The 23,441-nt window shown below is 39.8% G+C and carries 20 protein-coding genes and 1 pseudogene; 15 read left to right on the top strand and 6 right to left on the bottom strand.

Translation table 11 applies throughout. The annotated features are described in order from the left end of the window. Positions 1-2 precede the first annotated feature (2 nt). The 3 genes from AC1D69_RS16505 to AC1D69_RS16495 all read left to right on the top strand — a co-directional run bounded on the left by AC1D69_RS16505 (position 3) and on the right by AC1D69_RS16495 (position 3,467). Complete coding sequence (locus AC1D69_RS16505; protein ID WP_495457242.1) at positions 3-1,562, top strand: ABC-F family ATP-binding cassette domain-containing protein; 1,560 nt, start codon at positions 3-5, stop codon at positions 1,560-1,562. 19 nt (positions 1,563-1,581) lie between these two features. Beyond that, complete coding sequence (locus AC1D69_RS16500) at positions 1,582-2,643, top strand: thiazole biosynthesis adenylyltransferase ThiF (protein ID WP_495457241.1); 1,062 nt, start codon at positions 1,582-1,584, stop codon at positions 2,641-2,643. A 131-nt stretch (positions 2,644-2,774) separates the two neighbouring features. Next, positions 2,775-3,467, top strand: a complete 693-nt coding sequence (locus AC1D69_RS16495) for a response regulator transcription factor (protein ID WP_495457240.1) — start codon at positions 2,775-2,777, stop codon at positions 3,465-3,467. A 78-nt stretch (positions 3,468-3,545) separates the two neighbouring features. On the opposite strand, the gene AC1D69_RS16490 is transcribed toward AC1D69_RS16495, so the two are convergent. Continuing rightward, positions 3,546-4,061 carry a C40 family peptidase gene (locus AC1D69_RS16490; RefSeq protein WP_495457239.1) on the bottom strand — a complete coding sequence of 172 codons (516 nt, stop codon included), beginning with the start codon at positions 4,059-4,061 and terminating at the stop codon, positions 3,546-3,548. A 269-nt stretch (positions 4,062-4,330) separates the two neighbouring features. After that, positions 4,331-4,972: a thiamine diphosphokinase gene (locus tag AC1D69_RS16485; RefSeq protein ID WP_495457238.1), complete on the bottom strand. Its 642-nt coding sequence runs from the start codon at positions 4,970-4,972 to the stop codon at positions 4,331-4,333. A gap of 232 nt (positions 4,973-5,204) precedes the next feature. On the opposite strand from AC1D69_RS16485, the gene AC1D69_RS16480 reads away from it, so the two are divergent. After that, positions 5,205-5,831 (top strand): trimeric intracellular cation channel family protein, encoded by a 627-nt coding sequence (locus AC1D69_RS16480; RefSeq protein WP_495457237.1) that lies wholly within the window; start codon positions 5,205-5,207, stop codon positions 5,829-5,831. Between the two features lie 47 nt (positions 5,832-5,878). After that, the gene (locus tag AC1D69_RS16475) at positions 5,879-6,346 is read left to right on the top strand and encodes a low molecular weight protein-tyrosine-phosphatase (RefSeq protein ID WP_495457236.1); all 468 of its coding nucleotides are present in this window, start codon (positions 5,879-5,881) and stop codon (positions 6,344-6,346) included. A gap of 241 nt (positions 6,347-6,587) precedes the next feature. Here the strand turns inward: AC1D69_RS16475 and AC1D69_RS16470 are convergent, their stop codons facing one another. Then, positions 6,588-7,319 (bottom strand): alpha/beta hydrolase, encoded by a 732-nt coding sequence (locus tag AC1D69_RS16470; RefSeq protein ID WP_495457235.1) that lies wholly within the window; start codon positions 7,317-7,319, stop codon positions 6,588-6,590. Positions 7,320-7,577: 258 nt separating this feature from the next. On the opposite strand from AC1D69_RS16470, the gene pdhA reads away from it, so the two are divergent. The 7 genes from pdhA to AC1D69_RS16435 all read left to right on the top strand — a co-directional run bounded on the left by pdhA (position 7,578) and on the right by AC1D69_RS16435 (position 16,428). Next, positions 7,578-8,645, top strand: coding sequence for a pyruvate dehydrogenase (acetyl-transferring) E1 component subunit alpha (gene pdhA, locus AC1D69_RS16465; protein WP_495457234.1), 1,068 nt, complete (start codon positions 7,578-7,580; stop codon positions 8,643-8,645). A gap of 69 nt (positions 8,646-8,714) precedes the next feature. Next, positions 8,715-9,692: an alpha-ketoacid dehydrogenase subunit beta gene (locus AC1D69_RS16460; protein ID WP_495457233.1), complete on the top strand. Its 978-nt coding sequence runs from the start codon at positions 8,715-8,717 to the stop codon at positions 9,690-9,692. Positions 9,693-9,730: 38 nt separating this feature from the next. Continuing rightward, a complete protein-coding gene (locus tag AC1D69_RS16455; protein WP_495457232.1) occupies positions 9,731-11,341 on the top strand; it encodes a 2-oxo acid dehydrogenase subunit E2 in 1,611 nt (536 codons plus the stop codon). Positions 11,342-11,345: 4 nt separating this feature from the next. Continuing rightward, positions 11,346-12,770, top strand: coding sequence for a dihydrolipoyl dehydrogenase (lpdA, locus tag AC1D69_RS16450; protein ID WP_495457231.1), 1,425 nt, complete (start codon positions 11,346-11,348; stop codon positions 12,768-12,770). 685 nt (positions 12,771-13,455) lie between these two features. Continuing rightward, positions 13,456-14,250 (top strand): thymidylate synthase, encoded by a 795-nt coding sequence (thyA, locus tag AC1D69_RS16445; protein WP_495457230.1) that lies wholly within the window; start codon positions 13,456-13,458, stop codon positions 14,248-14,250. 15 nt (positions 14,251-14,265) lie between these two features. Continuing rightward, positions 14,266-14,757: a dihydrofolate reductase gene (locus tag AC1D69_RS16440; protein WP_495457229.1), complete on the top strand. Its 492-nt coding sequence runs from the start codon at positions 14,266-14,268 to the stop codon at positions 14,755-14,757. A gap of 183 nt (positions 14,758-14,940) precedes the next feature. After that, a complete protein-coding gene (locus tag AC1D69_RS16435; RefSeq protein ID WP_495457228.1) occupies positions 14,941-16,428 on the top strand; it encodes a glutamate synthase subunit beta in 1,488 nt (495 codons plus the stop codon). A 180-nt stretch (positions 16,429-16,608) separates the two neighbouring features. Here AC1D69_RS16435 and AC1D69_RS16430 read toward each other — a convergent pair whose 3' ends face one another. Further along, complete coding sequence (locus tag AC1D69_RS16430; RefSeq protein WP_495457227.1) at positions 16,609-16,881, bottom strand: AbrB/MazE/SpoVT family DNA-binding domain-containing protein; 273 nt, start codon at positions 16,879-16,881, stop codon at positions 16,609-16,611. A 458-nt stretch (positions 16,882-17,339) separates the two neighbouring features. Here AC1D69_RS16430 and AC1D69_RS16425 point away from each other — a divergent pair, with 458 nt between their 5' ends. Next, on the top strand, positions 17,340-19,577 hold the full coding sequence (locus AC1D69_RS16425) for a type IA DNA topoisomerase (protein ID WP_495457226.1): 2,238 nt from the start codon (positions 17,340-17,342) through the stop codon (positions 19,575-19,577). Between the two features lie 37 nt (positions 19,578-19,614). Here AC1D69_RS16425 and AC1D69_RS16420 read toward each other — a convergent pair whose 3' ends face one another. Continuing rightward, complete coding sequence (locus tag AC1D69_RS16420; RefSeq protein WP_495457225.1) at positions 19,615-20,376, bottom strand: HAD family hydrolase; 762 nt, start codon at positions 20,374-20,376, stop codon at positions 19,615-19,617. A gap of 13 nt (positions 20,377-20,389) precedes the next feature. Further along, positions 20,390-21,307 (bottom strand): ArsR/SmtB family transcription factor, encoded by a 918-nt coding sequence (locus tag AC1D69_RS16415; protein ID WP_495457224.1) that lies wholly within the window; start codon positions 21,305-21,307, stop codon positions 20,390-20,392. 132 nt (positions 21,308-21,439) lie between these two features. Between AC1D69_RS16415 and AC1D69_RS16410 the strand changes: the two are divergent. Together AC1D69_RS16410 and AC1D69_RS16405 are read left to right on the top strand one after the other, a co-directional pair. Next, positions 21,440-22,600: pseudogene (locus AC1D69_RS16410) on the top strand (MFS transporter). A 74-nt stretch (positions 22,601-22,674) separates the two neighbouring features. Next, the gene (locus tag AC1D69_RS16405; protein ID WP_495457223.1) at positions 22,675-23,400 is read left to right on the top strand and encodes a phosphonate ABC transporter ATP-binding protein; all 726 of its coding nucleotides are present in this window, start codon (positions 22,675-22,677) and stop codon (positions 23,398-23,400) included. Positions 23,401-23,441 lie beyond the last annotated feature (41 nt).

The following is a 23,441-nucleotide window of genomic DNA, read 5'->3' as shown; positions in this document are numbered from 1 at the left end:
AGATGAGTTTATTAACTGTAGAAGGTCTTTCCCATAATTTTGGAGGGCGTACATTGTTTAAAGATGTTTCTTTTCGATTGTTAGAAGGGGAACGTGTAGGTTTTGTTGGTGCCAACGGGGTTGGTAAATCCACATTGATGAATATTCTTACGGGTAAATTGCTTAAGGATGAAGGGAAAGTAGAATGGACGCCACGCGTTCGTTTTGGATATTTGGATCAACATACGAAGTTAACACCAGGAAAAACGATTCGTGATGTTCTCAAAGATGCTTTCTTGCCACTTTTGGTACTTGAGCAGGAAATGAATGAGATTACTAACAAGATGGGCGAAGCAACACCTGAAGAATTAGAAGTTCTCTTAGAGCAAATGGGTGATATTCAAGAGCAGTTAGATATCGGGGATTTCTATTTGCTTGATGTTAAAGTTGAAGAAATGAGCCAAGGTCTAGGTCTTACTGCTATCGGTTTAGATCGGGATGTAGCATCATTAAGTGGTGGGCAGCGGACGAAGGTATTGCTTGCTAAGTTATTACTTGAGAAACCGAACGTACTACTACTGGATGAGCCTACCAACTACTTGGATGTTGAGCATATTGAATGGTTGACACAGTATTTGAAGAACTATCCACATGCTTTTATGTTGATCTCACATGACACGGATTTCATGAATCAAATCGTAAATATCATTTATCATTTGGAATTCTCTAAATTAACAAGATATACTGCGAATTATGAGAAGTTCCTTGAAATGGCTGATATGACGAAGAATCAGCATGTCGATGCTTACGAGAGACAGCAAGAGTTGATTAAGAAGCAGGAAGATTTCATCGCTCGAAATAAAGCACGTGCTTCTTCATCCAAACAAGCGAAGAGCCGTGAGAAACAACTGGATCGCATGGAACGAATTGAGAAACCAGAAGAAGCATCTAAGCCAACCTTCAAATTCAAAGATGCTAGAGCAAGTTCTAAGACCGTGTTCGAAGGGATTGATTTCGAGATTGGTTATGATCACGCACTACTTCCGAAGATGAGTATGGTGATTGAACGTGGTGATAAGATTGCAATCGTTGGGTGCAATGGTGTAGGTAAATCTACATTGCTCAAAACAATTCTCGGTAAGTTACCTACGATAAGTGGTAGAACGTACCTAGGTGAGTATTTACAACCAGCATACTTCGAGCAGGAAGCAATGGCTGGTAAAATCACGCCTCTTGAAGACGTATGGAATGAATTTTCTGACCTTACGCAAAGTGAAGTGCGATCACATTTAGCACGAGTGGGTCTTAAGAATGATCATATTACACGCCCTTTAAGTATGTTGAGTGGTGGAGAGCAAGCAAAAGTTCGTATATGTAAGCTAATGATGCGTGAAACGAACTGGATTCTATTTGATGAACCTACGAACCATTTAGATATCATTGCTAAAGCTGAATTACAGAAGGCTCTTAAGGAATTTAAAGGGACGGTAGTTCTAGTCTGCCATGAACCAGAATTCTATGAAGACTGGATCACAAAAGAATGGAACGTAGAAGAATGGGCATCCAAGATCAAAACTGTATAGTACTGAAAGGGTGAATAACATGTCCAATGATGAGATCCTACAGGAAATACCATCAGATGCCTTGCAACGCTATTCACGACAAGAACGATTCACACCTTTAGGTACGGAAGGTCAGAAGAAACTTGGACAAAGCCATGTTCTGATCGTAGGTTGCGGTGCCTTAGGGACTTCTATTGCTGAGACATTAGTACGAGCAGGGGTAGGGCATATTACGTTAGCTGACCGGGATTATGTGGAGTGGAGCAACCTACAACGACAGCAGTTGTTTAGTGAGCAAGATGCTTCACAACGTCTTCCTAAAGCTGTAGCTGCTAAGCGACGATTAGAGGATATCAATTCTTTCGTGACAATTGATGTTCATGTGATGGACGTACGGGTGGAAGAACTGGAAGCCTTGATCACCGGAGTAGATCTGATCATGGATGGCACAGATAACTTCGATACACGATTGTTGATTAATGATATTTCTCAGAAGCATAATATTCCATGGGTTTACGGTGGATGTGTGGGGAGTTATGGCATTACTTATACCATTATCCCGGGAGAAACACCTTGTCTCAATTGTCTGTTAGGTGCCGTGCCCCTAGGTGGAGACACGTGTGATACATCTGGCATTATTCCTCAAGCCGTACAGATGGTAACTGCTAATCAGACAACAGAAGCGTTGAAACTTCTTAGCGGTCATCCAGAAGCATTACGTCGTAAGTTACTTTCCTTTGATTTGTGGCGAAATGAGTATGTATCCATTGGAGTGGATTCTGCTAAGAAAGAGGATTGTCTTTCTTGTGGAAGTCATGCCACATATCCATACTTATCAGCATCCAACTTAGAGAAGGTGGATGTTCTTTGTGGACGTGACACTGTACAAATTCGTCCGAGCCAACACCAACATATAAATCTTGAACAGGTAGCCTCTCGGCTTTCGAAACTTCAAGAAGGTACAGTAGAGAGCAACCCCTTCCTGGTATCCTATCGTATAGGACAACATCGATTAGTTGTTTTTCCTGATGGGAGAGCATTGATCCATGGTACCAAGGACATCGCGGAAGCTAGAACACTGTATCACCGATACTTTGGATAATTTTCATCCTCGGATCATTAATTTATTTTCTTGCTATCCATTCCTCTTAAGAGGAATGGATTTTTTGTCTTGGAGCAAGCTATGGTATAGATAAAGGTCACGATTAGATTATAGAGAAATTGGTGGAAGCTGTGAATGAGATCATTTTATATGTGGAGTACGATAGTGGATCTGCGGATCCCATTATTGAAGCGTTAATAGAAGCGACGTACGAAGTGATAAAAGTTGTTAACAATACGGAAGCTAAGGAATATGCAGATATCCACGATATAGATATGCTAATTATCGATCAATCCATGGATGAAGTGATGGATTATACTTTGATTAGAAGGCTGCAGGAGAGAAAAAGGCATTTTGTAAGTATAATTCTATCCCATCGATTAAATACAGAAGATATAGTGGAAGGTTTCAACGCAGGAGGAAATGATTATATCGTTAAACCGGTTCAAATTGACATATTGTTAGTTCGGATTCAGAATCTGTTTCAACTTACATCTATGAATGGTTTAGAGATGAGTCTACCCCTTGCAATTGGTGAATTAACGATTGATCTGAAAAGTCGTAGAGTTACACGTAATTCTGAGGAGATTTACCTGACACCAAAAGAATATGATTTGTTAGTATTTCTTGCCCGGCACGTCAACGAAGTATGCAGTAGAGAGGAGATTTTAAAACAAGTATGGAAGTATGATTATTCATTAGGAACGAATGTTGTTGATGTATATGTACGACATTTAAGAGTTAAGTTAGATAAAGGTCAACATGACAAAATGATTCAAACCTCACGTGGAGTGGGTTATATATTAAAGGGACCCACATATTAAAAAAACTGACAGTTATTTAACTGTCAGTTCATCTGAATGTTGTATGAATTTATATATGATATCTAAAGTTCTGATGTATTAAAGGACGCGTCGCGCCTTCAAATAAGTCTTCTTCCAGTGTGCTTTATTAATATCTGTGATCATAACACCTGGCGCGCCATAAGTATGAAGCATTTTACCATTTCCAATGTACATACCAACGTGAGTTACATTCTTACCGTTTGCTCTACTTCCAGTAGAGAAGAATAATAGATCACCTTTTTTAAGGTTAGCTTTAGACACCGCTACACCCTTTTTGGATTGATCAACAGACGTACGAGGCAAGCTAACGCCGTATTTGGCATAAATTCTTTTCATTAGAGAAGAACAGTCAAAGTTCTTAGTTGTAGTCGTTGCAGCACCAAATTTATAAGGAGTTCCTAAAAAGGTTTTTCCGTAGTTGATGATTTTATTTGCCTTTGATGTCGTGGTTGCTGTAGCTGTAGCCGTAGCGGCTTCTGCAACAGGATTTGATATAGTAATGGCAGCAGTTAGGGCTAAAGATGAGCATATCCCAATTATAGCTAATCTATGGGTCAATGTGTGTTTAGTCATGTTGTCATACCTCCGAATATTTCATTTTATTTTTGATATCTGTCTGGGCTCGAAACCAAGTATAACAGTTCTGTAACAACCTAAATTATGGGCATGACTCAGAAAATACAGATATACCAGTAGTTAGACAAGCTTTATTAAAATTCAATTAAAAGTTACAAAATATTAAATATTACATTTATTTCAAAAATAAAAAGCCAAGAAACCTGTATCATCAGGGTTTCTTGGCTTAGTTTGTGATCAGTTAATTATTACAAAACTGTAGTAAATTAATCTTTACTTTGAATAACTAGTAATAATCCACTTTCAATAGAAACAGAACCGATCTCCTCAGCTAAGCGATTACTAACGCCTAGAGATTGTCCTAATTTCAATGTTGCATTGACGAGAGGATATTGAAATCCTTCAATAGTAATGCCAGTAACTTCTGCTGTCATCGGCAAGAGTGACACATAGGTGTAGCCCATATCTCTGACTTCAATAGTAGACCCGGTCATTGTAATATAATTATTTTTGTCGAGTATAGCGAAAGAAGTATGGTGTTGTAATGCTCTATTTAGCATCTGGATGTTGGCTAACGTATGGTCGAGCCGAGTACCTGTTCCACCCACAAGTAAAATGTGAGTAGGGCGTTGCTCAAGAGCAATCTCAAAAGCTAGTTCACTATCTGTGAGATTCTTATCAATAGCATCACATGCCATGATCTGACCACTAGATGCAGACACGATTTCTTTCTCACCTGCGGTGATTGAATCGAAGTCTCCTACAGACATGTGAGGATGTATATTATTCTCTATTAAGAATAGAGCTCCTTTATCGGCTCCTATAATGAAGTCATCTTTTTGAATCTCTTGTAAAAACTCTGGATAGAGACTTCCACCTGAAAAAATGATTACGCGTTTATATGTCATATGTATTATTCCTCCGTGATCAATTGAAATAGATAAAATGAACTTTAAGGCCCATAAATGTTGATTATAGATTGAATCAATAGGATTTAAGACGGGAATTATTTTGGTTCAATTAATATTACTGTATCTAGTGACAATTATAAATGAGAATTCAGGGTTGCACAATTCATCAAGTCTTGTTTACAATAGTGTCAGCATCATGTTAGGAAAGAGGTTGCATTGAAAAGTGGATATGGATATTTTTGATGTGTTCAGTATTATCGGCACAATTGCTTTTGCAATGTCAGGAGCATTTGTAGCAATGGAAGAAGAGTACGATATCTTAGGTGTGATCGTATTAGGTCTTGTCACCGCTTTTGGTGGAGGAATCGTACGTAATGTGTTGATTGGTTTCCCTGTAACCGCGTTGTGGAGCCAAGGGCTATTAATGAGTCTTGCCCTTATTTCTGTCTTGTTTGCTTTTGTCCTACCTCAAAAGTGGGTCAAGCATTGGAAGAGATCAGATGTTATATATGATGCTATTGGTTTGTCAGCCTTTGCGATTCAAGGCGCATTCTATGCAATGGATATGAAGCAACCCCTAAGTGCTGTAATTGTGGCTGCAGTATTAACTGGAACTGGGGGTGGTATTATCCGAGATATTCTTGCGGGTCGTAAACCACTTGTCCTCAGGGATGAGATTTATGCTGTGTGGGCGTTAATTATTGGGGTAATTATGGGTCTGAATTGGCTTCATGATACGTGGGAATTATTATCCGTATTCGTTGCTATCGTATTATTCAGATTGTTATCTGTCTTTTATAAGTGGAAATTACCAAGAAGACGTTCTGTAAATTCTCCTACAACAAGACTTAAGTAGTAATTTACTAAAAATGTAACGAGTGAGCGCGGAAAGGATGAAGTACGATGGTTAAAGTATTGTTTGTTTGTCTCGGTAACATTTGTAGATCTCCCATGGCTGAGGCCGTATTACGGGACAAAATTAAAAATAAGGGTTTAGAGAAAGTGATTAGTGTTGATTCTGCAGGAACAGGGGATTGGCATATCGGTCATCCGCCACATGAAGGAACTAGAAAATTGCTAGATACTCATACAATTAGCTATGAAGGTATGACTGCTCGACAGGTAACAAGCCAAGATTTTACAGCATTTGACTATCTGATATGTATGGATCAATCTAATTTAACAAACCTTCGAAAACTTGTGGGTGGAGAAGAGGCGTCCATTATTCCATTTATGGATTTATTACCTGATGCGATATTGCGTGAAGTGCCCGATCCATACTTCACAGGAAACTTTGAAGAGGTATATGATTTGATGGATGCTGGCTGTGAAGTATTGCTGGAGAGAATCGTACAAGAAAAGAATATCTAATTCTAATATTTATAGTGAGCATGAGAGTCGTGCTCTTTTTAAAAATATAAGACTTTATAAGTATTTCATTTCTGCTTATAAATAGGATTTTATTTCACCGCTAAACGTTTCATCGCCGCTAAAGGACGGCGATGCCGTTTATGCTTGTGAAAAACAGTGTAAGCGCATTCATGATAATGGATAAATAAAGGTGAATCCTATCCTCATAAATAACGAGTAGGTTCACCTATATTATTAATGGCTATTCTTCAAAGAAATACATAAGGGCATCGGGGAGTTCTTTTTGCCAGAAACCCCAAAGGTGATGACCATCTTTTTCTTCATAGTGGACTTGTGCGCCGCGTTCTTGTAACAAATTCTTCGTGTCTCTATTGAGTTGAACAAAATTATAAGTACCTGTGTCGGTTTGGTAATCATTCTCTTGAAGTCCAACAATCATGAAGATGTCTAACCAAGACAAGTCTTGTTCAGCTGCAATAAGTTCTTGGGAAGCTTCATAGTAAGCGCCGGACAGGCTAAGTACACGGGTGAACAGATGGGGATATTGAATAGCAATATGAAGAGAAACGCTTCCTCCTAAGGAGTCACCTGCAATTAAAGTTTCGGCTGGATCGGTGCGAACGGGATATTTATGCTGGATGAAGGGAATAATCTCTTCAGCAAAGCAACTCACATATGCCTTGAATCTGCTGCCAAAAGGTGCGTACTCTTCCGTACGTACGGTTGTATCGACTTCAACTCCTACTATAATAAAAGGTTCAGCACCTTCATCTAGAATGAGGCGGTTTGCAATTGTCGCAATTCTGCCAAAGTTGAAGAACTCTTCTCCATCTTGGCAATACACCACAGGATAAGTAAGTATTTCATTATATCCTGGAGGTAAATAAATGCGGAGGTTACGCTTCTCATCAAGGTATTTACTGTGAATTTCTTCTTTTAGTATGGTTCGTTTTAAAAATCGAGCATCTGTCATGAATGTCACCTTTTCTTGAAATGGTTTTTTGCAAACGGTAAAACGTTAAGATATGATGTGAACGGTGTGATTAATTTCATGGCTTGTTGTTTCAATGTATTATCTGTTATACCAATTATTATCGACTGTTATACATACAAAAATCAAAAGAATTGAAATTAGATGCTATTTTCCTTTGACGAATTGTATGTTACAGGTGTATAATAATATTATAACAGGTGCACATGATAATCAAATTATTTTGTTGAGGTGAAGATAATGAGCAAGGTTCCTTATGAAGTGTATACAGAGGAAGTAGAGGCACTATCCGTTCTTTCCCCAGATGGTGAAATCATTAATAAAAGTATGATGCCGAAACTTACTGATGATGAATTGAAAGAAATTATGTACCGTATGGTATTTACCCGTACTTGGGATGACCGTGCTGTTAATTTAGGACGTCAAGGCCGTCTTGGTTTTTATGCTCCTGTATCTGGTCAAGAAGCGACAATGGTAGGTAGTGAATTCGCACTTGATAAAGAAGATTTTGTATGTCCTGGATATCGTGACATTCCGCAGCTAGTATGGCACGGACTTCCACTTTACCAAGCATTCCTTTATTCACGTGGTCACCAACATGGAGGTCAAATTCCAGAAGGTGTTAACGTATTGATGCCACAGATTATTATTGGTGCGCAAATTCTACACGCAATGGGTATTGCAATGGGCTTTAAATTGAAAAAACAAAAACATGTAGCAATCACTTATACAGGTGACGGTGGTTCATCTGAAGGTGACTTCTATGAAGGTCTGAACTATGCAGGCGTATATAAACTTCCTGTTATTTTCTTTGTTCAGAACAACGGCTATGCAATCACAACTCCTTTTGCTAAGCAAACAGCAGCTCTTTCTATTGCACACAAAGCAGTAGCTGCAGGTATCAGAGGCATTAAAGTTGATGGTATGGATATTTTTGCAGTAATTAGTGCTGTTCGTGAAGCAGCAGAACGTGGTCGTAATGGCGAAGGAGCTACATTGATCGAAGCTGTTACATATCGTTTCCGCCCACATTCCTTGTCCGATGATGCTAGTAAATATCGTACAAAAGAAGAAGAAGCACAGTGGAGCGAAAAAGATCCGATCGCACGTGTTGCTAAGTATCTAGAGAAAAAGGGTCTTTGGACTGAAGAAGATACTGCTCGCGTAAGAGAAGAAGCTAAAGCAAAAGTTAATGAACAAATTAAAAAGGCAGAACAAACGGAAAAAATGACTGTTTCTGGCTTAATCGATAGCATGTTCGAACACACTCCTCAGCATCTTGAAGAGCAGAAGGCTGATTTCGAATAGAAATTTTCTAAATGTAAGTTTTTTTTACTAACCTATTTGACTGTGAATGTTTAAGGAGGATATGAAGTAATGGCACAAATGAATATGAAAGAAGCAATTCGTGATGCGATGCGTGTTGAACTTGAACGTGATCCTAACGTATTGATCTTCGGGGAAGATGTAGGGAATGTTGGTGGAGTTTTCCGTGTGACAGAAGGTTTGCAGAAGGCTTTTGGTGAAGAGCGCGTGTTCGATACTCCGTTGGCTGAATCAGCTATCGGTGGTATGGCTGTTGGACTTGGTATTCAAGGATTCCGTCCAATTGCTGAAATTCAATTCGTTGGATTTATTTTTGAAGCTATGGATCAAATGTTGATTCAAGCTGCTCGTATGCGTTACCGTTCAGGTGGACGTTACAATTCACCAATCGTTTTCCGTACACCATTTGGTGGTGGTGTTAAAGCGGCTGAACTACACACAGATTCTTTGGAAGGTTTGATTACTCAAACTCCAGGTATCAAAGTAGTAGTTCCATCTAACCCTTATGATGCAAAAGGACTTCTAATCGCTGCTATTCGCGATAATGATCCTGTATTCTTCATGGAGCATTTGAATCTATATCATGCATTCCGTGCTGAAGTACCAGAAGGTGAATATACCGTTGAACTTGGTAAAGCAAACATCGTTCGTGAAGGATCCGACGTGACAATCATTTCTTACGGAATGACTGTGCATACTGCTACTAAAGCAGCTGATGAGTTGGAGAAGAGCGGTATTAAAGCTGAAATCATTGACCTACGTACACTAAACCCACTTGACATAGATACAATTGTAACTTCAATTAAGAAAACAAATCGTGCCATTGTCGTTCAAGAAGCACAAAAAAGTGCAGGTATCGCAGCTGAAGTTATCGCACAAATTAATGAGAAGGCTATTCTTCACTTGGAAGCTCCAGTTCTACGTGTAGCAGGTCCTGACACAATTTACCCATTTGCACAGATCGAAGACACTTGGCTTCCAACTCCGGCTCGTATCATTACAGCAGTTAACAAAGTTTTGGAATTTTAAGTAGTTTTCTCAGTCACAAATCGTAGGAGGTAAGAATATTGGCTAAATTTGAATATCGATTCCCAGAGTTAGGTGAAGGATTACACGAAGGTGAAATCATCAAAATGCATATCAAAGTTGGTGACAAAGTCACTGATGATGACATCGTAATGGAAGTACAAAATGACAAGGCAGTTATTGAAGTTCCTTGCCCAGTTAACGGTACAGTACTAGAGGTGCTTACCAAAGACGGACAAGTATGTCATATCGGTGAAGTTGTAGCTATCATTGATGCAGAAGGTGAAGTGCCTGAGCAAGAAGCACCTGCAGCAGCAGAATCTGCACCAGCTGCGACTCAATCTGCACCAGCAGCTAATGCTAATGCTACTTCTAATTTTGAATATCGTTTCCCAGAACTAGGCGAAGGCTTACATGAAGGTGAAATCATCAAAATGCATATCAAAGTGGGTGACAAAGTCACTGATGATGATATCGTAATGGAAGTTCAGAATGATAAAGCCGTAGTTGAGGTTCCTTGTCCAGTTAACGGTACAGTACTTGAAGTACTTACTAAAGACGGTCAGGTATGTCGCGTTGGTGAAGTTGTAGCTATCATTGCTGCTGAAGGTGAAGTTCCTCAGCAAGAAGGCGCTGGAGCGCAGGCTGCACAAGAAGCAGATGCAGCAAAAGGTAGTGCAAACACAAAAACGAATTCATCAACACCAGCTGCTCCTAACAAAGACGTTCTAGCTACACCAAGTGTGCGTAAATTCGCTCGTGAGCAAGGTGTTGATATCGCTAACGTTACTGGATCAGGTAAGAATGGTAAAGTGATGAAAGAAGATGTTGAATCATTCAAGAATGGTGGTCAAGCAACTTCAGCACCAGCAGCTAGTGCAACTGAAAAAGCAGCGCCAGCTACTACAACAAAAGCTGCTTCAACAGCTACTGTTGCAGCTAATGCAAACCTTGAAGAAGAACGCGTACCGTTCAAAGGTATTCGTAAAGCAATTTCTAACGCAATGGTTAAATCGGCTTACACAGCTCCACATGTTACAATCATGGACGAAGTTGACGTAACTGCATTGGTTGAATTCCGTACTCGTATTAAGCCAATGGCTGAGAAAAAAGGAATCAAAGTTACTTACCTTCCATTTATCGTCAAAGCATTGGTTGCGGCTAGTCGCCAATTCCCAGCTCTTAACGCGATGATTGATGAAGAAAACAATGAAATTGTATACAAGAAATACTACAATATCGGTATTGCAACAGATACTCCTAACGGTTTGATCGTTCCAGTAATCAAAGAAGCTGATCGTAAGAGCATCTGGATGATTGCTGAATCCATTACTGACCTTGCAGTTCGTGGACGTGATGGTAAATTGAGTGCGAACGAAATGAAGGGTAGCTCGATTTCTATCTCCAACATTGGTTCTGCTGGCGGTATGTTCTTCACTCCAATCATTAACTTCCCTGAAGTTGCTATCTTGGGTGTAGGTCGTATCTCGGATAAACCAGTCGTGAAGAATGGTGAAATTGTGGCAGCAAAAGTTATGGCATTGTCCTTGAGCTTTGACCACCGTATTATCGATGGCGCTACTGCACAACATTTCATGAACTACATTAAACAGCTTCTCGCTAATCCTGAGTCGCTAGTTATGGAGGTTTAATTATATGGTAGTAGGAGACGCTTCATTAGATATCGATACATTGGTCATTGGTGCAGGTCCTGGTGGATATGTCGCTGCAATTCGTGCAGCACAACTAGGTCAAAAAGTATTAATCGTGGATAAGGAAGAAGTCGGCGGTGTATGTCTTAACCGTGGATGTATTCCTTCCAAAGCTTTGATTGCAGCAGCTCATCAATATGAGTCTGCTCAACATGGCGCTGCATTTGGTGTTACTGCTGAGAACGTGAAAGTTGATTTCGGTAAAACACAAGAATTCAAAAACAGCGTTGTCAAGAAATTGACTGGCGGTGTAGCTGGATTACTTAAAGGTAACAAAGTGGAAGTATTCAATGGTGAGTGTATGTTCATCAATGAAAACGAAGCTCGTGTCTTTAATGATCACGAATCCCCACGTTACCGTTTCAAGAACTGTATTATTGCAACAGGATCTCGTCCAATCGAACTTAAGCCATTTCCTTTCGGCGGACGTATCATGTCTTCAACAGAAGCATTGAGTCTTCCAGAGATTCCTAAGAGTATGATCGTAATCGGTGGTGGATACATTGGTGCTGAACTAGGCCAAATGTTCTCTAAATTCGGTACGAAGATTACTATCGTGGAAGGATTAGAATCCGTTCTTAACGGTTTCGATCCAGATATGACTAAACTTGTTGTGAAGAGTATGGAAAAAACAGGTATTGAAATCATTACAAATGCAAAAGCAGAAAGTGCTACGCAAACAGATAAAGACGTTACAGTGAAATATTCTGTAGGTGGAGAATCCAAAGAAGTAACTGCTGAATATCTTCTAGTTACTGTTGGACGTCGTCCTAATACAGATGGTGAACTTGGTCTTGATCTTGTTGGTATTGAAATGACAGATCGTGGTTTGGTGAAAGTTGACCATCAAGGTCGTACAAACTTCCCACACATCTTCGCGATTGGTGACATCGTCGCTGGTCCAGCACTTGCTCATAAAGCTTCATATGAAGGTAAAGTAGCTGCAGAAGCTATTGCAGGACACTCATCTGTTGTTGATTACAAGTGTATCCCTGCTGTAGCATTTACAGATCCTGAATGTGCAAGTGTAGGTTATACAGAGAAAGAAGCGAAGGAAAAAGGTTACAAAGTGGTTGTAGCTAAATTCCCATTTGCCGGTAACGGACGTGCGCTTTCTCTAAATAGCCCAGACGGATTCGTGAAATTGATTTCAGAAGAAGGTACAGATCTTGTACTTGGATGCCATATCGCAGGTCTTGAAGCTTCTAACTTGATTGCTGAGCTTGGTTTGGCAATTGAAATGGGTGCTACACTTGAAGATATCGCTTTGACTATTCATGCACATCCAACTCTTGGTGAAATTGTGATGGAAACTGCTGAGCTTGGTCTTGGTAATCCAATTCACATGATCGCTCCACGTAAAAAATAAATAATTAAGTTCATAAATAGGAGTGCTCCTGACCATTATGGTTGGGGGCGCTTCTTTTTTGTTCTTGATAACTAAATCTTGCGGTGGACGCTCCGCGAACGGATTGTTCTTCCGATCGCTGTTGCCCCCAAATTAATTTTTTTGAATATATCGCTTTAGCGATAAAATTCGGTGGCAAGCATATGCTTTCGAAGTAGCTTTCCTACGGAAAGCTTGTAGGCGACCGCTCCGCTTCTCCAGAACAATTCCGTTCACTGCGCTAATTTGAGCATGATTTTTTCAAACTTTTTCGACAATACAACATAAAGACAATCTACATTTCTTGTAGCTAATTCTCGGTGGTGTTATGACGATAAGATTTATCCTATCAGCCAACTACATTCATCAGATTTGATAGCGCAATTTCTATATCTGCTTTAAAGGAGAGTTCAAATCAAGAATAGCTTCTTTAGATTAAGTAATGACAACCTTCGTAGTAGCGAAGGTGACGGAATTGTCCTGAAGAAGCGACAGCGATTGGAAGGACAATCCGTCACCGTAGCGGACATCTACAAGACTCTATATATTTTCATTTATTGAAGTGTATATATTTATTTTATTGATACTTACTGTTAAACTTAGAATAATTGAGATCATTAGAATAATGAATGTAACAGATATAAATTACAGTGAGGTGCTCTAATCAGTGAAGAATTATTTAGAACTACTACAAGATATACTAGACAACGGTACACCTAAGGAAGATCGGACAGGCACAGGAACGGTGTCTGTATTTGGTCGCCAATTACGTTTTGATCTATCCAAAGGATTTCCGCTCTTAACAACCAAAAGGATCCATCTGAAATCGGTGATTCATGAGTTGTTATGGTTCCTTAGTGGTGATACCAATATAAAGTACTTGAAGGAAAATGGTGTGTCGATCTGGGATGAATGGGCCGATGAACACGGAGAATTGGGCCCAGTGTATGGTTCACAGTGGAGATCGTGGGAATCTCCAAGTGGCGAACGAATTGATCAAATCGCGAACGTTATTGAAGCGATCAAGAATAATCCCGATTCACGTCGACATATTGTAAGTGCTTGGAACGTGGCTGAAATAGATCAAATGAAACTTCCGCCATGCCATTTTGTATTTCAATTCTATGTAGCCGGTGGGAAGCTATCTTGTATGCTTACTATGCGCTCTGTAGATACGTTCTTAGGCCTTCCATTCAATATTGCTAGCTATGCCTTGCTGACACATATGGTAGCACATCAATGTGGGTTAGAAGTGGGAGAGTTTGTCTGGTCTGGTGGGGATGTGCATATTTATTCAAATCATATGGATCAAGTTCAGAAGCAACTGCAACGTGAACCGTTTGATTTACCAACATTAGAAATAAAGCGTACACCGGAGTCTATCTTTGATTACAAGTTTGAAGATTTCGAGTTTATCAATTATAAGTACCATCCTGGAATTAAGGCTCCAGTAGCTATATAGAAGGGAAGGATCTAAATGAGCATTACCATGATATGGGCTATGGGAAGAAATGGTGTTGTAGGAAAAGACAACGGCATGCCATGGCATTTGCCGCGGGATATGGCTTTTTTTAAACAACAAACACTAGGGAAAACGATTGTTATGGGACGGAAAACGTGGGAATCCTTTGGTGGCAAACCTTTAAAAGATCGCCTTAATATAATCATGACTCGGGATAAAGAATATACTGCACAGGGAGCCCAAGTTATTCATAGTATAGAAGAAGCGTTAGATTATGCAAATAATCAAGAGCTTATGATCATTGGTGGTGCACAAATTTATGAGAAATGGCTTCCTTACGCTGATCGTCTTTTAGTGACAAGAATTGAAGAAGATTTCGCGGGAGATACCTTTTTTTCAGATGTGGACTGGTCGGAGTGGAGCATTACCGAGAAGATCCCAGGGATTAGAGATGAGAAGAATCTTTATGATTATGACTTTTATATCTATGACCGCAATAAATGTTAATGGCTTCCATGTTGTGTGATGTTGGCGTTAAATAGTACAAATAATTAGGCGGATAATCCATTAATAATACGTCATCAGAATGCTAATATAATTAAAATATAATGTTTTTTAAGAGATAGCATATTTATAAAATTATATAAATAATTATGCCTTTAAAGAGAGAACGGATGGGGGAATTGGGTCATGTCTACGCCAACAGGTTTTATGGAATATAGTCGTCAGCTTCCTATCGATCGTGATCCAACGGAGCGGATTAAGGATTGGGAAGAGTTTCATAAGCATATGTCTGAAGAGGAGCTTCGGACGCAGGGTGCTCGTTGTATGGATTGCGGAACACCCTATTGTCATACAGGGGTTGATATGGCAGGTGGAACGTCAGGTTGTCCTGTGAATAATCTTATTCCTGAATGGAATAATTTGATTTATCGTGGCTTGTGGAGAGAGGCGTTAGATCGCCTTCACAAGACGAATAATTTCCCGGAATTTACAGGTCGTGTTTGCCCAGCACCTTGTGAAGGTTCTTGTACTGTTGGGTTGATTGGTCAACCCGTTACGATCAAGACGATTGAACAAGCTATTATCGATAAAGGATTTGAGGAAGGCTGGGTTGTTCCTAAGCCGCCTGAGAGACGTACAGGTAAACGTGTAGCGCTTGTAGGTTCAGGTCCTGCAGGACTTGCAGCAGCAGCTCAGCTTAATAAAGCAGGGCATAACGTGACGGTCTATGAACGTGCAGATCGTATTGGTGGATTGTTGACATATGGTATTCCGGCGATGAAGCTTGATAAAGGTGTTGTCCAACGGCGCGTAGATATTCTTGAAGTAGAAGGTATCCAATTTGTAACGAATGCTGAGATTGGCGGTAACATACCGGCGCAGCAACTAGTGGACGAATATGATGCTGTGGTACTTTGCGGAGGGGCTACGAAACCTCGTGAGTTCAATATTGAAGGTTCTAATCTAAAAGGTGTACATTATGCAATGACTTATTTGAACGGAACGATTAAGAGCTTTCTAGATTCAGGTCTGGAAGATGGAAATTATATATCTGCCAAAGATAAAGATGTCATTGTAATTGGTGGTGGGGATACAGGTTCTGACTGTGTAGCAACGTCTTTACGTCACGGATGTAGTAGCATTACACAGTTTGGTACACATGAAAAAGCGCCACTAGAACGTGATCCATTGGGTAATCCATGGCCACAATTTCCAAATGTATATACTTTAGATTATGCACAAGAGGAAGCGAAGGCTATTTATGGTCAAGATCCACGTGAGTTCTCGATCATGACTACAAAGTTTGTAGGGGATGAATCAGGTCAACTCCAAGAGTTGCATACGGTTCAAATCCAACGAATCGTTGATGAAACAGGATGCAAAATTTATCAACCGATTCCTGGCACAGAGCGTATTTTTAAAGCACAGATGGCTCTGATCGCAATCGGATTTGATGGTCCTGAACAGACGATGATTCAGCAGTTGGGTCTGGAAACGGATCGCCGTTCGAATGTGAAAGCACATAAAGGTAGATATACAACTAATGTGGATAAAGTGTTTGCTGCAGGCGATATGCGCCGTGGTCAAAGTTTAGTGGTATGGGCCATTAACGAAGGACGCGAAGCTGCTCGTGAAGTAGATAAATTCTTAATGGGTTCAACAGTGCTAGTCTAGCTTAAGCATTTATCGATATATATAACAAACAGTAGGCTGAAGGAGTAATCTTCAGCCTACTGTTTTGATGATTTGGTATAGAAGAAAAGGGAATGATCACTAAGGTCAATAGACTGACATTAGTGAGCAATCCCTTTTTTTTCATATCGTTAATAGAATATATGTAATTCGTTTTTACGATTATGATTGTTTAGAGAATGATTGATTGTAGACAGTAATCATTTCTTCCATTGCAGCTTTACTAATCATTTTACCTTTGAAATAGATCAGATCTTCTGCATTTCCTGTGAAAATACATGAAGGTTCATATTTTTTGAGGACGATACGGTCACCATCAACAAAAATTTCTAAACCATCTTTAATCTCAATTCCTAGCGTTCTACGTAATTCGATCGGTAATACAATACGACCTAGTTCATCTACTTTTCTTACAATACCCGTTGCTTTTAACATAATTTTTCCTCCTATTGATTCATCGAATTATGACGACAATAATATATATTATTCGACAAATTTTGCGTAACCACTTATTGAATTTTATTCCTATTTCTAGCTTTTTGTCAACATAAAAGTCGTATTAATTGTAAGTTGTCACTCAAATAGTGTTTTTTTGGGAAGTTTGAGGAATTTTAATACTATCATTCGCAGGTCGTTAATCGACATTATTCGTCAATATTTATACTTTCACGACATTAACACAATGGAGGAAAATATGAAATTTAAAGTATTCTTATGGTGATATTACCACTGGATACTAAAAAAGTTTGTTTAAGCACTCGGATATTCGGATATGACAATGTTCATAGCATTTATATTTAACAACTTTTATTAGTTAACATAACTATAATATGATACGATAGAATGCGTTGCATTGAGATTATTACATATATTGATTAAGGAGTGACAAGTAAGTGAAGACACTCATTATTGCAGAAAAACCTGATATGGGTCGAAACATAGCTGCAGCTATAGAACCCAAAGCGAAGAATCACCGATCTTACTTAGAAGGTGATCAATATATTATTACATGGGCTATCGGCCATTTAATTGGTCTAGCTGAACCTGATGCATATGATGATAAATATAAAAAATGGAATATTAATGATCTTCCAATTATTCCTGATTTATTTAAGTTAGTTCCTAATAAAAGAACAATCGATCAACTCAAGGTCATTGACGAATTAGCAAAGCGAAGTAATCTTCTCGTTAATTCATGCGATGCTGGACGAGAAGGTCAACATATATTTTCACTCATTCAACGACATTTGAAACTGAGTCAACCCGTGAAGCGATTATGGATTTCTGATCTAACTCCTGAAACGATAAGAAAAGGTTTTGCGGAGCTGAAAGAAGGATCAGAGTATGAGAATTTAACCAAAGCTGCAAGAGCCCGTAGTGAAGCGGATTGGTTAATTGGGATGAACGGCTCACGTGCTTTCACAACGAAACACAATGTTCTTTTATCCGTAGGTAGGGTGCAGACACCTGTTCTTGCGCTAATCTATGATCGACAGAAGCAGATCGAAGCTTTTGACTCGTTAAAGTTTTTTGAACTTGAAGGCCATTTCGCGCAGCATGAGAACACGTATAAAGGGATGTGGCAGGGCGAACGGATGACCGATCAAGCCAAAGTTGAAGCCTTAGCCACCAAAGTGAAGGGTAAACAAGGTAAGATTGCATCATATGAAGTGAAGGAAACGAAAGAGTATCCTTACAAATTGTATGATTTGACGCTTCTGCAACGTGAGGCCAACGCCAAATATTCTTTTTCTGCAAAGAAAACATTAGATACGGCACAAGCACTTTATGAGAAACACAAAGTTATTTCTTATCCCCGGACGAATTCAAACTATGTGACGGAACAGAATATTCCGGAAATGCACAAAACACTCTCTGTCTTACAAGGGACATCGTATTCTGATCTGGTAGCGGGAGCCAATCGTAATCTAGTTCATACGGGAAATAAGTCGATTTGTAATCCAGCAAAAGTAGAAGATCACCATGCGATACTTCCTACTCATCGAAAGGCATCGAATCTTAGCCCAGATGAACAGAAACTATATGATTTGATCGTTCGAAGATTTCTATCGCATTTCTATCCTCCGGCTGAATATAAAGTACATACCGTCATGACTGAAGTTGAAGGTGAAGTGTTCAAAACAACCGTAAAAGAGCTGTTAAGTTTAGGATGGAAGGTTATTACTGGAGATCAGAAGAAGGAACAGGTTAAGAAGTCTAAGGGAAAAGACAAGGATGAAGAAGAGGAAGAAGAGACCGAAGTTAACGAACCTTTCATGATTCAAGAGCGTGAGGGTGTAACTTGTTCAGATACGATTGTAAAAGAGAAGGATACTCAACCTCCGAAACATTATACGGAAGGTACTCTCCTAAAAGCGATGGAAAGTGCGGGTAAACAGATCGAGAATGAAGAGTTACGTGATGCTATGAAAGACTCAGGCCTTGGGACCCCAGCAACACGCGCAGCAACTATTGAGCGATTGAAAAGTGTGGGTTATGTCGATATGCAAGGGAAGAGAATTCAGATTACGCAAAAAGGAAGAACGGCTATCGAATTAATTCGTGGAGCAGGTATCGATCTTCTGACCTCACCTGAAATGACGGGTCAATGGGAGCGTAGGTTGAATGAAATCTCCCGAGGTACAGCATCGGATGAACAATTCATGGGAAATGTGAAGAAATTTGCAACCATGATCGTAGATAAGGTTCGTGTCCAATCTAGAGCGTCTAAGACATCGTTTGAGAGTGACGATTCAGCACAGAAGCCTGGAGCGAAGAAACGTTCGTCAGCGCCAGCTGGAGGGGCTAGAACAGCTTCTAAGAAAAAAGAAAAAGTGGAAAAACAAGAATCATCGTCACCGCAAGTCATTGCTAAGTGTCCACGCCCTGGTTGTGGGGGGATGATATTCATGGGTCGTAAGGGATATGGTTGTTCCCACTATAAAGAAGGTTGTAAATTTGTCATCTGGAAAGAAAATTATGGACGAGCATTAACCGATGCACAAGTTAGAGCCTTAATTGATAAGGGGAAGACCAGTAAGTTGAAACTCACACTCGAAGATGGAACAGCCACGGAAGCTCGTCTAATCATCGCAAATTTAGACACCGGTGATTTAACCATTGAACAATAAGGCGAACTAATTGTGAGAAAAAAAACAACGGATCCCATTAATTTAGGGTCCGTTGTTGTATCTCTTGCTGTATTTTGTGCTCAATCATTTCTGGAACCTCATGAATCGATGTAACGGTATATAGTATATGCTCTGGGGATTTCTCAAGATCAACAATATTGTATTCCCATTCATTCGATATTTGGATATGAATGCTGCAGATCCCTGCGGTTAGTGCGGGAATGACATCCGTTCTTAGAGAATTACCAATCATCCAAGTTGAGGAACGATCAAACGCTCCAGCATGTAGAATTTTTTCTAAGCTGTGTGTGTTTTTATGTTCACGAATGTAAATTCGCTCATCGAAATACATATTTAATTTCATTTGATCAATTTTACGTTGCTGAATGGCAGTCTCTCCACCTGTATAGAGATACAGCTGATGACCATCACTCTTCAAAGTTTCAAGTGTCTCAACCATGCCTGGGTATGGCTCAACTTCCAGATCATAAACACTAAGTCCTAACTTTAGAAGTTGCTCTTCCTCTAGTGGATGGGTCATGCGATGGCACTTTTGGCTAAAGAAACGATACGTTTCAATAAGAGATGTAGGGAAGTTGCCACTTTTAAATCCAACGATGTGGACAGAAGCGATGTCAATCTCGATTTGTTTGTCGCGAATTTCAGAAGTTGTAAGTTCATATTCAACGAACCAATCTTGCAATAATTGATAAAATTCACTTAGAACGAGCCCAAAATATTTGTTGCAATGAATAAGTGTATCATCCAGATCGAATAGAATTTGTTGTCTTGGTTTCATATGTGAATCACTCCTATAGATGTATATACGACTCTAAGAATATTTGAAGTTCGGCCACACCATCGGGACGAATACTGAATTTCTCATTGTTGTGATCACCGAGATGGATGCGTAGAAATCCGGCTACTCGAAGAATCATGAGGTGATGCTTCAGTGTCTCTACAGGTTGATTTAAATCTCGTTGCATATCGGTAAAAGACTTGGGTTGATCCGCGACATAACGTAATAAACGGAGTCGATGTTGATCAGATATAGCATGAGTCATGCGCGAAAGACACATGGGTGGTTCATCTTCATGTTCTTCAGGCACATCTACTGAATATTGAATGAGTAACATGTTGGTATAGAAGCAATACGTATTAATGGGTCGATTATGAACCGTGGGGAATAGGAATACCGTATGTAAATCGGGCATATCTTCCACGACTAACCCGCCTGAGGCATATTCAATTAAATGTTCAGGATCCATTTTGGTTATAAGAGCTCTTTTTTCCATTGCATCTTCTTCAATTAGTGGTCTTATATCATCTTCAACATCTTTGAAGTAATGGATATACCACAGATTTAATAAAGGGACGTAGTCATTCCGAATGCGACTAACATCATCCAAGGACATCGTTGGAATGGCAGGTGAGGATATCTCGAACAAATCATCCACACTACATTCCATCAAATAGTGAAGAAAAGGTTCGACGTCATCTCCTGTCTGTCTGAAGAGTGCCCATGTATATAACACGTCATAATCATTAAATGGCCATGATGATGCGGGTGTAAACTTAGAGCGTACATCCTTTGGTAGCTGACACTCGACCTTTTGTACCCACTCTGGCCCCATATCCATATTGTCAGTCCATTTTTTTGACACATACACCATAAAACTCGCCATAAGTTCGTAGATCGATGAAACATCGACTTTCACTTTATAGTTCATGTTACACATACCTTTCCGTCATTTCTAAAGCTTCTTTTATTATGGCTTGTTCAGATAGGGGTTGTCCACTATAATGTGGATTAGTTTAAGGGGGAAATAACGGTGTCAGTAAATACCAGCACGACTAATCATATGCATCAAAATGTGACACGTACACATTATCTCATACTCATTGCTGTAATCGTAGTGGCAGGAATTACCCAAGGGATGTTGCTTCCCGTACTGGCTATTTTTCTAGATCAGATGGGTGTGTCGGAATTCATGAACGGCTTAAATGCAGCAGCATTATACATAGGTTCATTTGCGATGACACTTGTAGCAGAGAAAACACTAGGAGCCTTAGGCTTTAAAAAATTAATCGTCGGAGGCCTTGTTCTCGTCCTGGTTACCTTACTTTTGTTTCCCTGGATCCCCGATATAAGACTATGGTTTGTACTTCGTCTCATCATTGGAATTGGAGATAGTGCATTACACTATGCCTCACAATTGTGGGTGATTATGTCCTCTCCTTCTAAGAATAGAGGCAGAAACTTATCGATCTATGGAATGTCTTATGGGTTGGGATTCAGTCTAGGTCCACTGGGAATTCAATTGCTCTCTTTTGGAAAAGAAGTCCCTTTTATCGTCTTAAGTCTATGTCTAGTTGTCGTATTAATTTTCGTAGTGTTGAAGCTTCCCAATGAACGTCCTGAGAAGGTATCAGGTACAGTGAATCAGAAACATCGCTTTCGTCGAAGTTATCGGATCGCCTGGTATGCGCTCATTCCTGCATTGCTTTATGGTTATATGGAAGCAAGTATGAACAGTAGTTTCCCACTATATGGTTTACAGATTGGTTATAGTAAAGGGCAAATATCTGCCTTACTTCCCGCGATTGGAATTGGTGGGCTTTTACTACAGCTTCCGCTAGGTATATTAAGTGATCGTTTTGGAAGAAAGAAGTGTTTAATGTGATGTGGCATTGCGGGGGGCATTATTTTTTCACTCATCCCGTCTGTCGGTAATCATTTCATAGCATGCATCATATTGATGATGTTGGCGGGTGGATTGATCGGTTCATTCTTCTCGTTAGGTCTTGCTTATGCGGCAGATGTGTTACCACGTGATTTGTTACCAGCGGCCAATGTCGTGGCATCATTTCAATTTAATATAGGAAGTATTGTAGGTCCTAGTTTAAGTGGAATCTTCATGTTCTATCACTGGGAAGAAGGGTTGTTTATCATGCTTGGCCTTTCTTATTTATTGTTTGGATTAGCAGGATTCTGGTATTCACCGTCGAAACAAAGAGAATAGAACAATTGTTCGCATGGAATTTCAACGTCTTTTCCAATACACTATAGGAAAGGACCTAGAGGAGAGTTATAGTCATGATCAAAGTAGAACACTTAACTAAATTTGTTGGAATCGATAAACAGCCCATTCTACATAATGTGAATATTCAATTTCATAAAGGTGAGATGATTACCATCGTAGGGGCAAGCGGAAGCGGGAAAACTTCATTATTACGCTGCCTATCCCTTCACTCCAAATGGGATGAAGGAACATTTATGGTAGATGGGGATGACATATTTAAATTAGGTTTAAAAGGTAAAATGAAAATTAGAAGAGAATGGGCATACTTGGAACAGAACCCTGAGTTTAGTCTCAAAAGGACGGCACTTAAGAATGTCCTTGTCGGACAATCTGGTCAAACACCTTGGTGGCGTATGCTTACAGGCATGGTGAGGTCGGATGATTACATGGGTGCTATGGATGTAATAGAGAATCTAGGGCTACTTGAGAAAGCTCATTACAAGGCAGGTCAGTTAAGTGGTGGAGAACGCCAACGGATCGCTATCGCTCGAGCTCTAGTTCATGGTGCGCAGGTGATTCTAGCAGATGAACCGGTTATAGGTCTAGATCCTAAATCTGTTGAAAGTGTACTTGAGCAGCTTAGAACATTGTGTAAGGAAGAGAGAGTGACTGTCTTAACGGTGCTCCCACTTGAACTTGCTGAAAGATACGGAAGTCGAATTATAGGACTCTCTAAAGGGGAAATCATGTTCGATGTTCAAGGTCGACGTCTAACCCAACGCGAGAAGAATATGATCTAAATTTATGAGCGGTATATATAGTGAGTGTTCAAAAAGTCAAA

The sequence above is a fragment of the Paenibacillus sp. Y301 genome, assembly GCF_059445505.1.
Note: the sequence above shows the minus strand (reverse complement) of the source record. Positions and strands in the feature narration are given on the sequence as shown.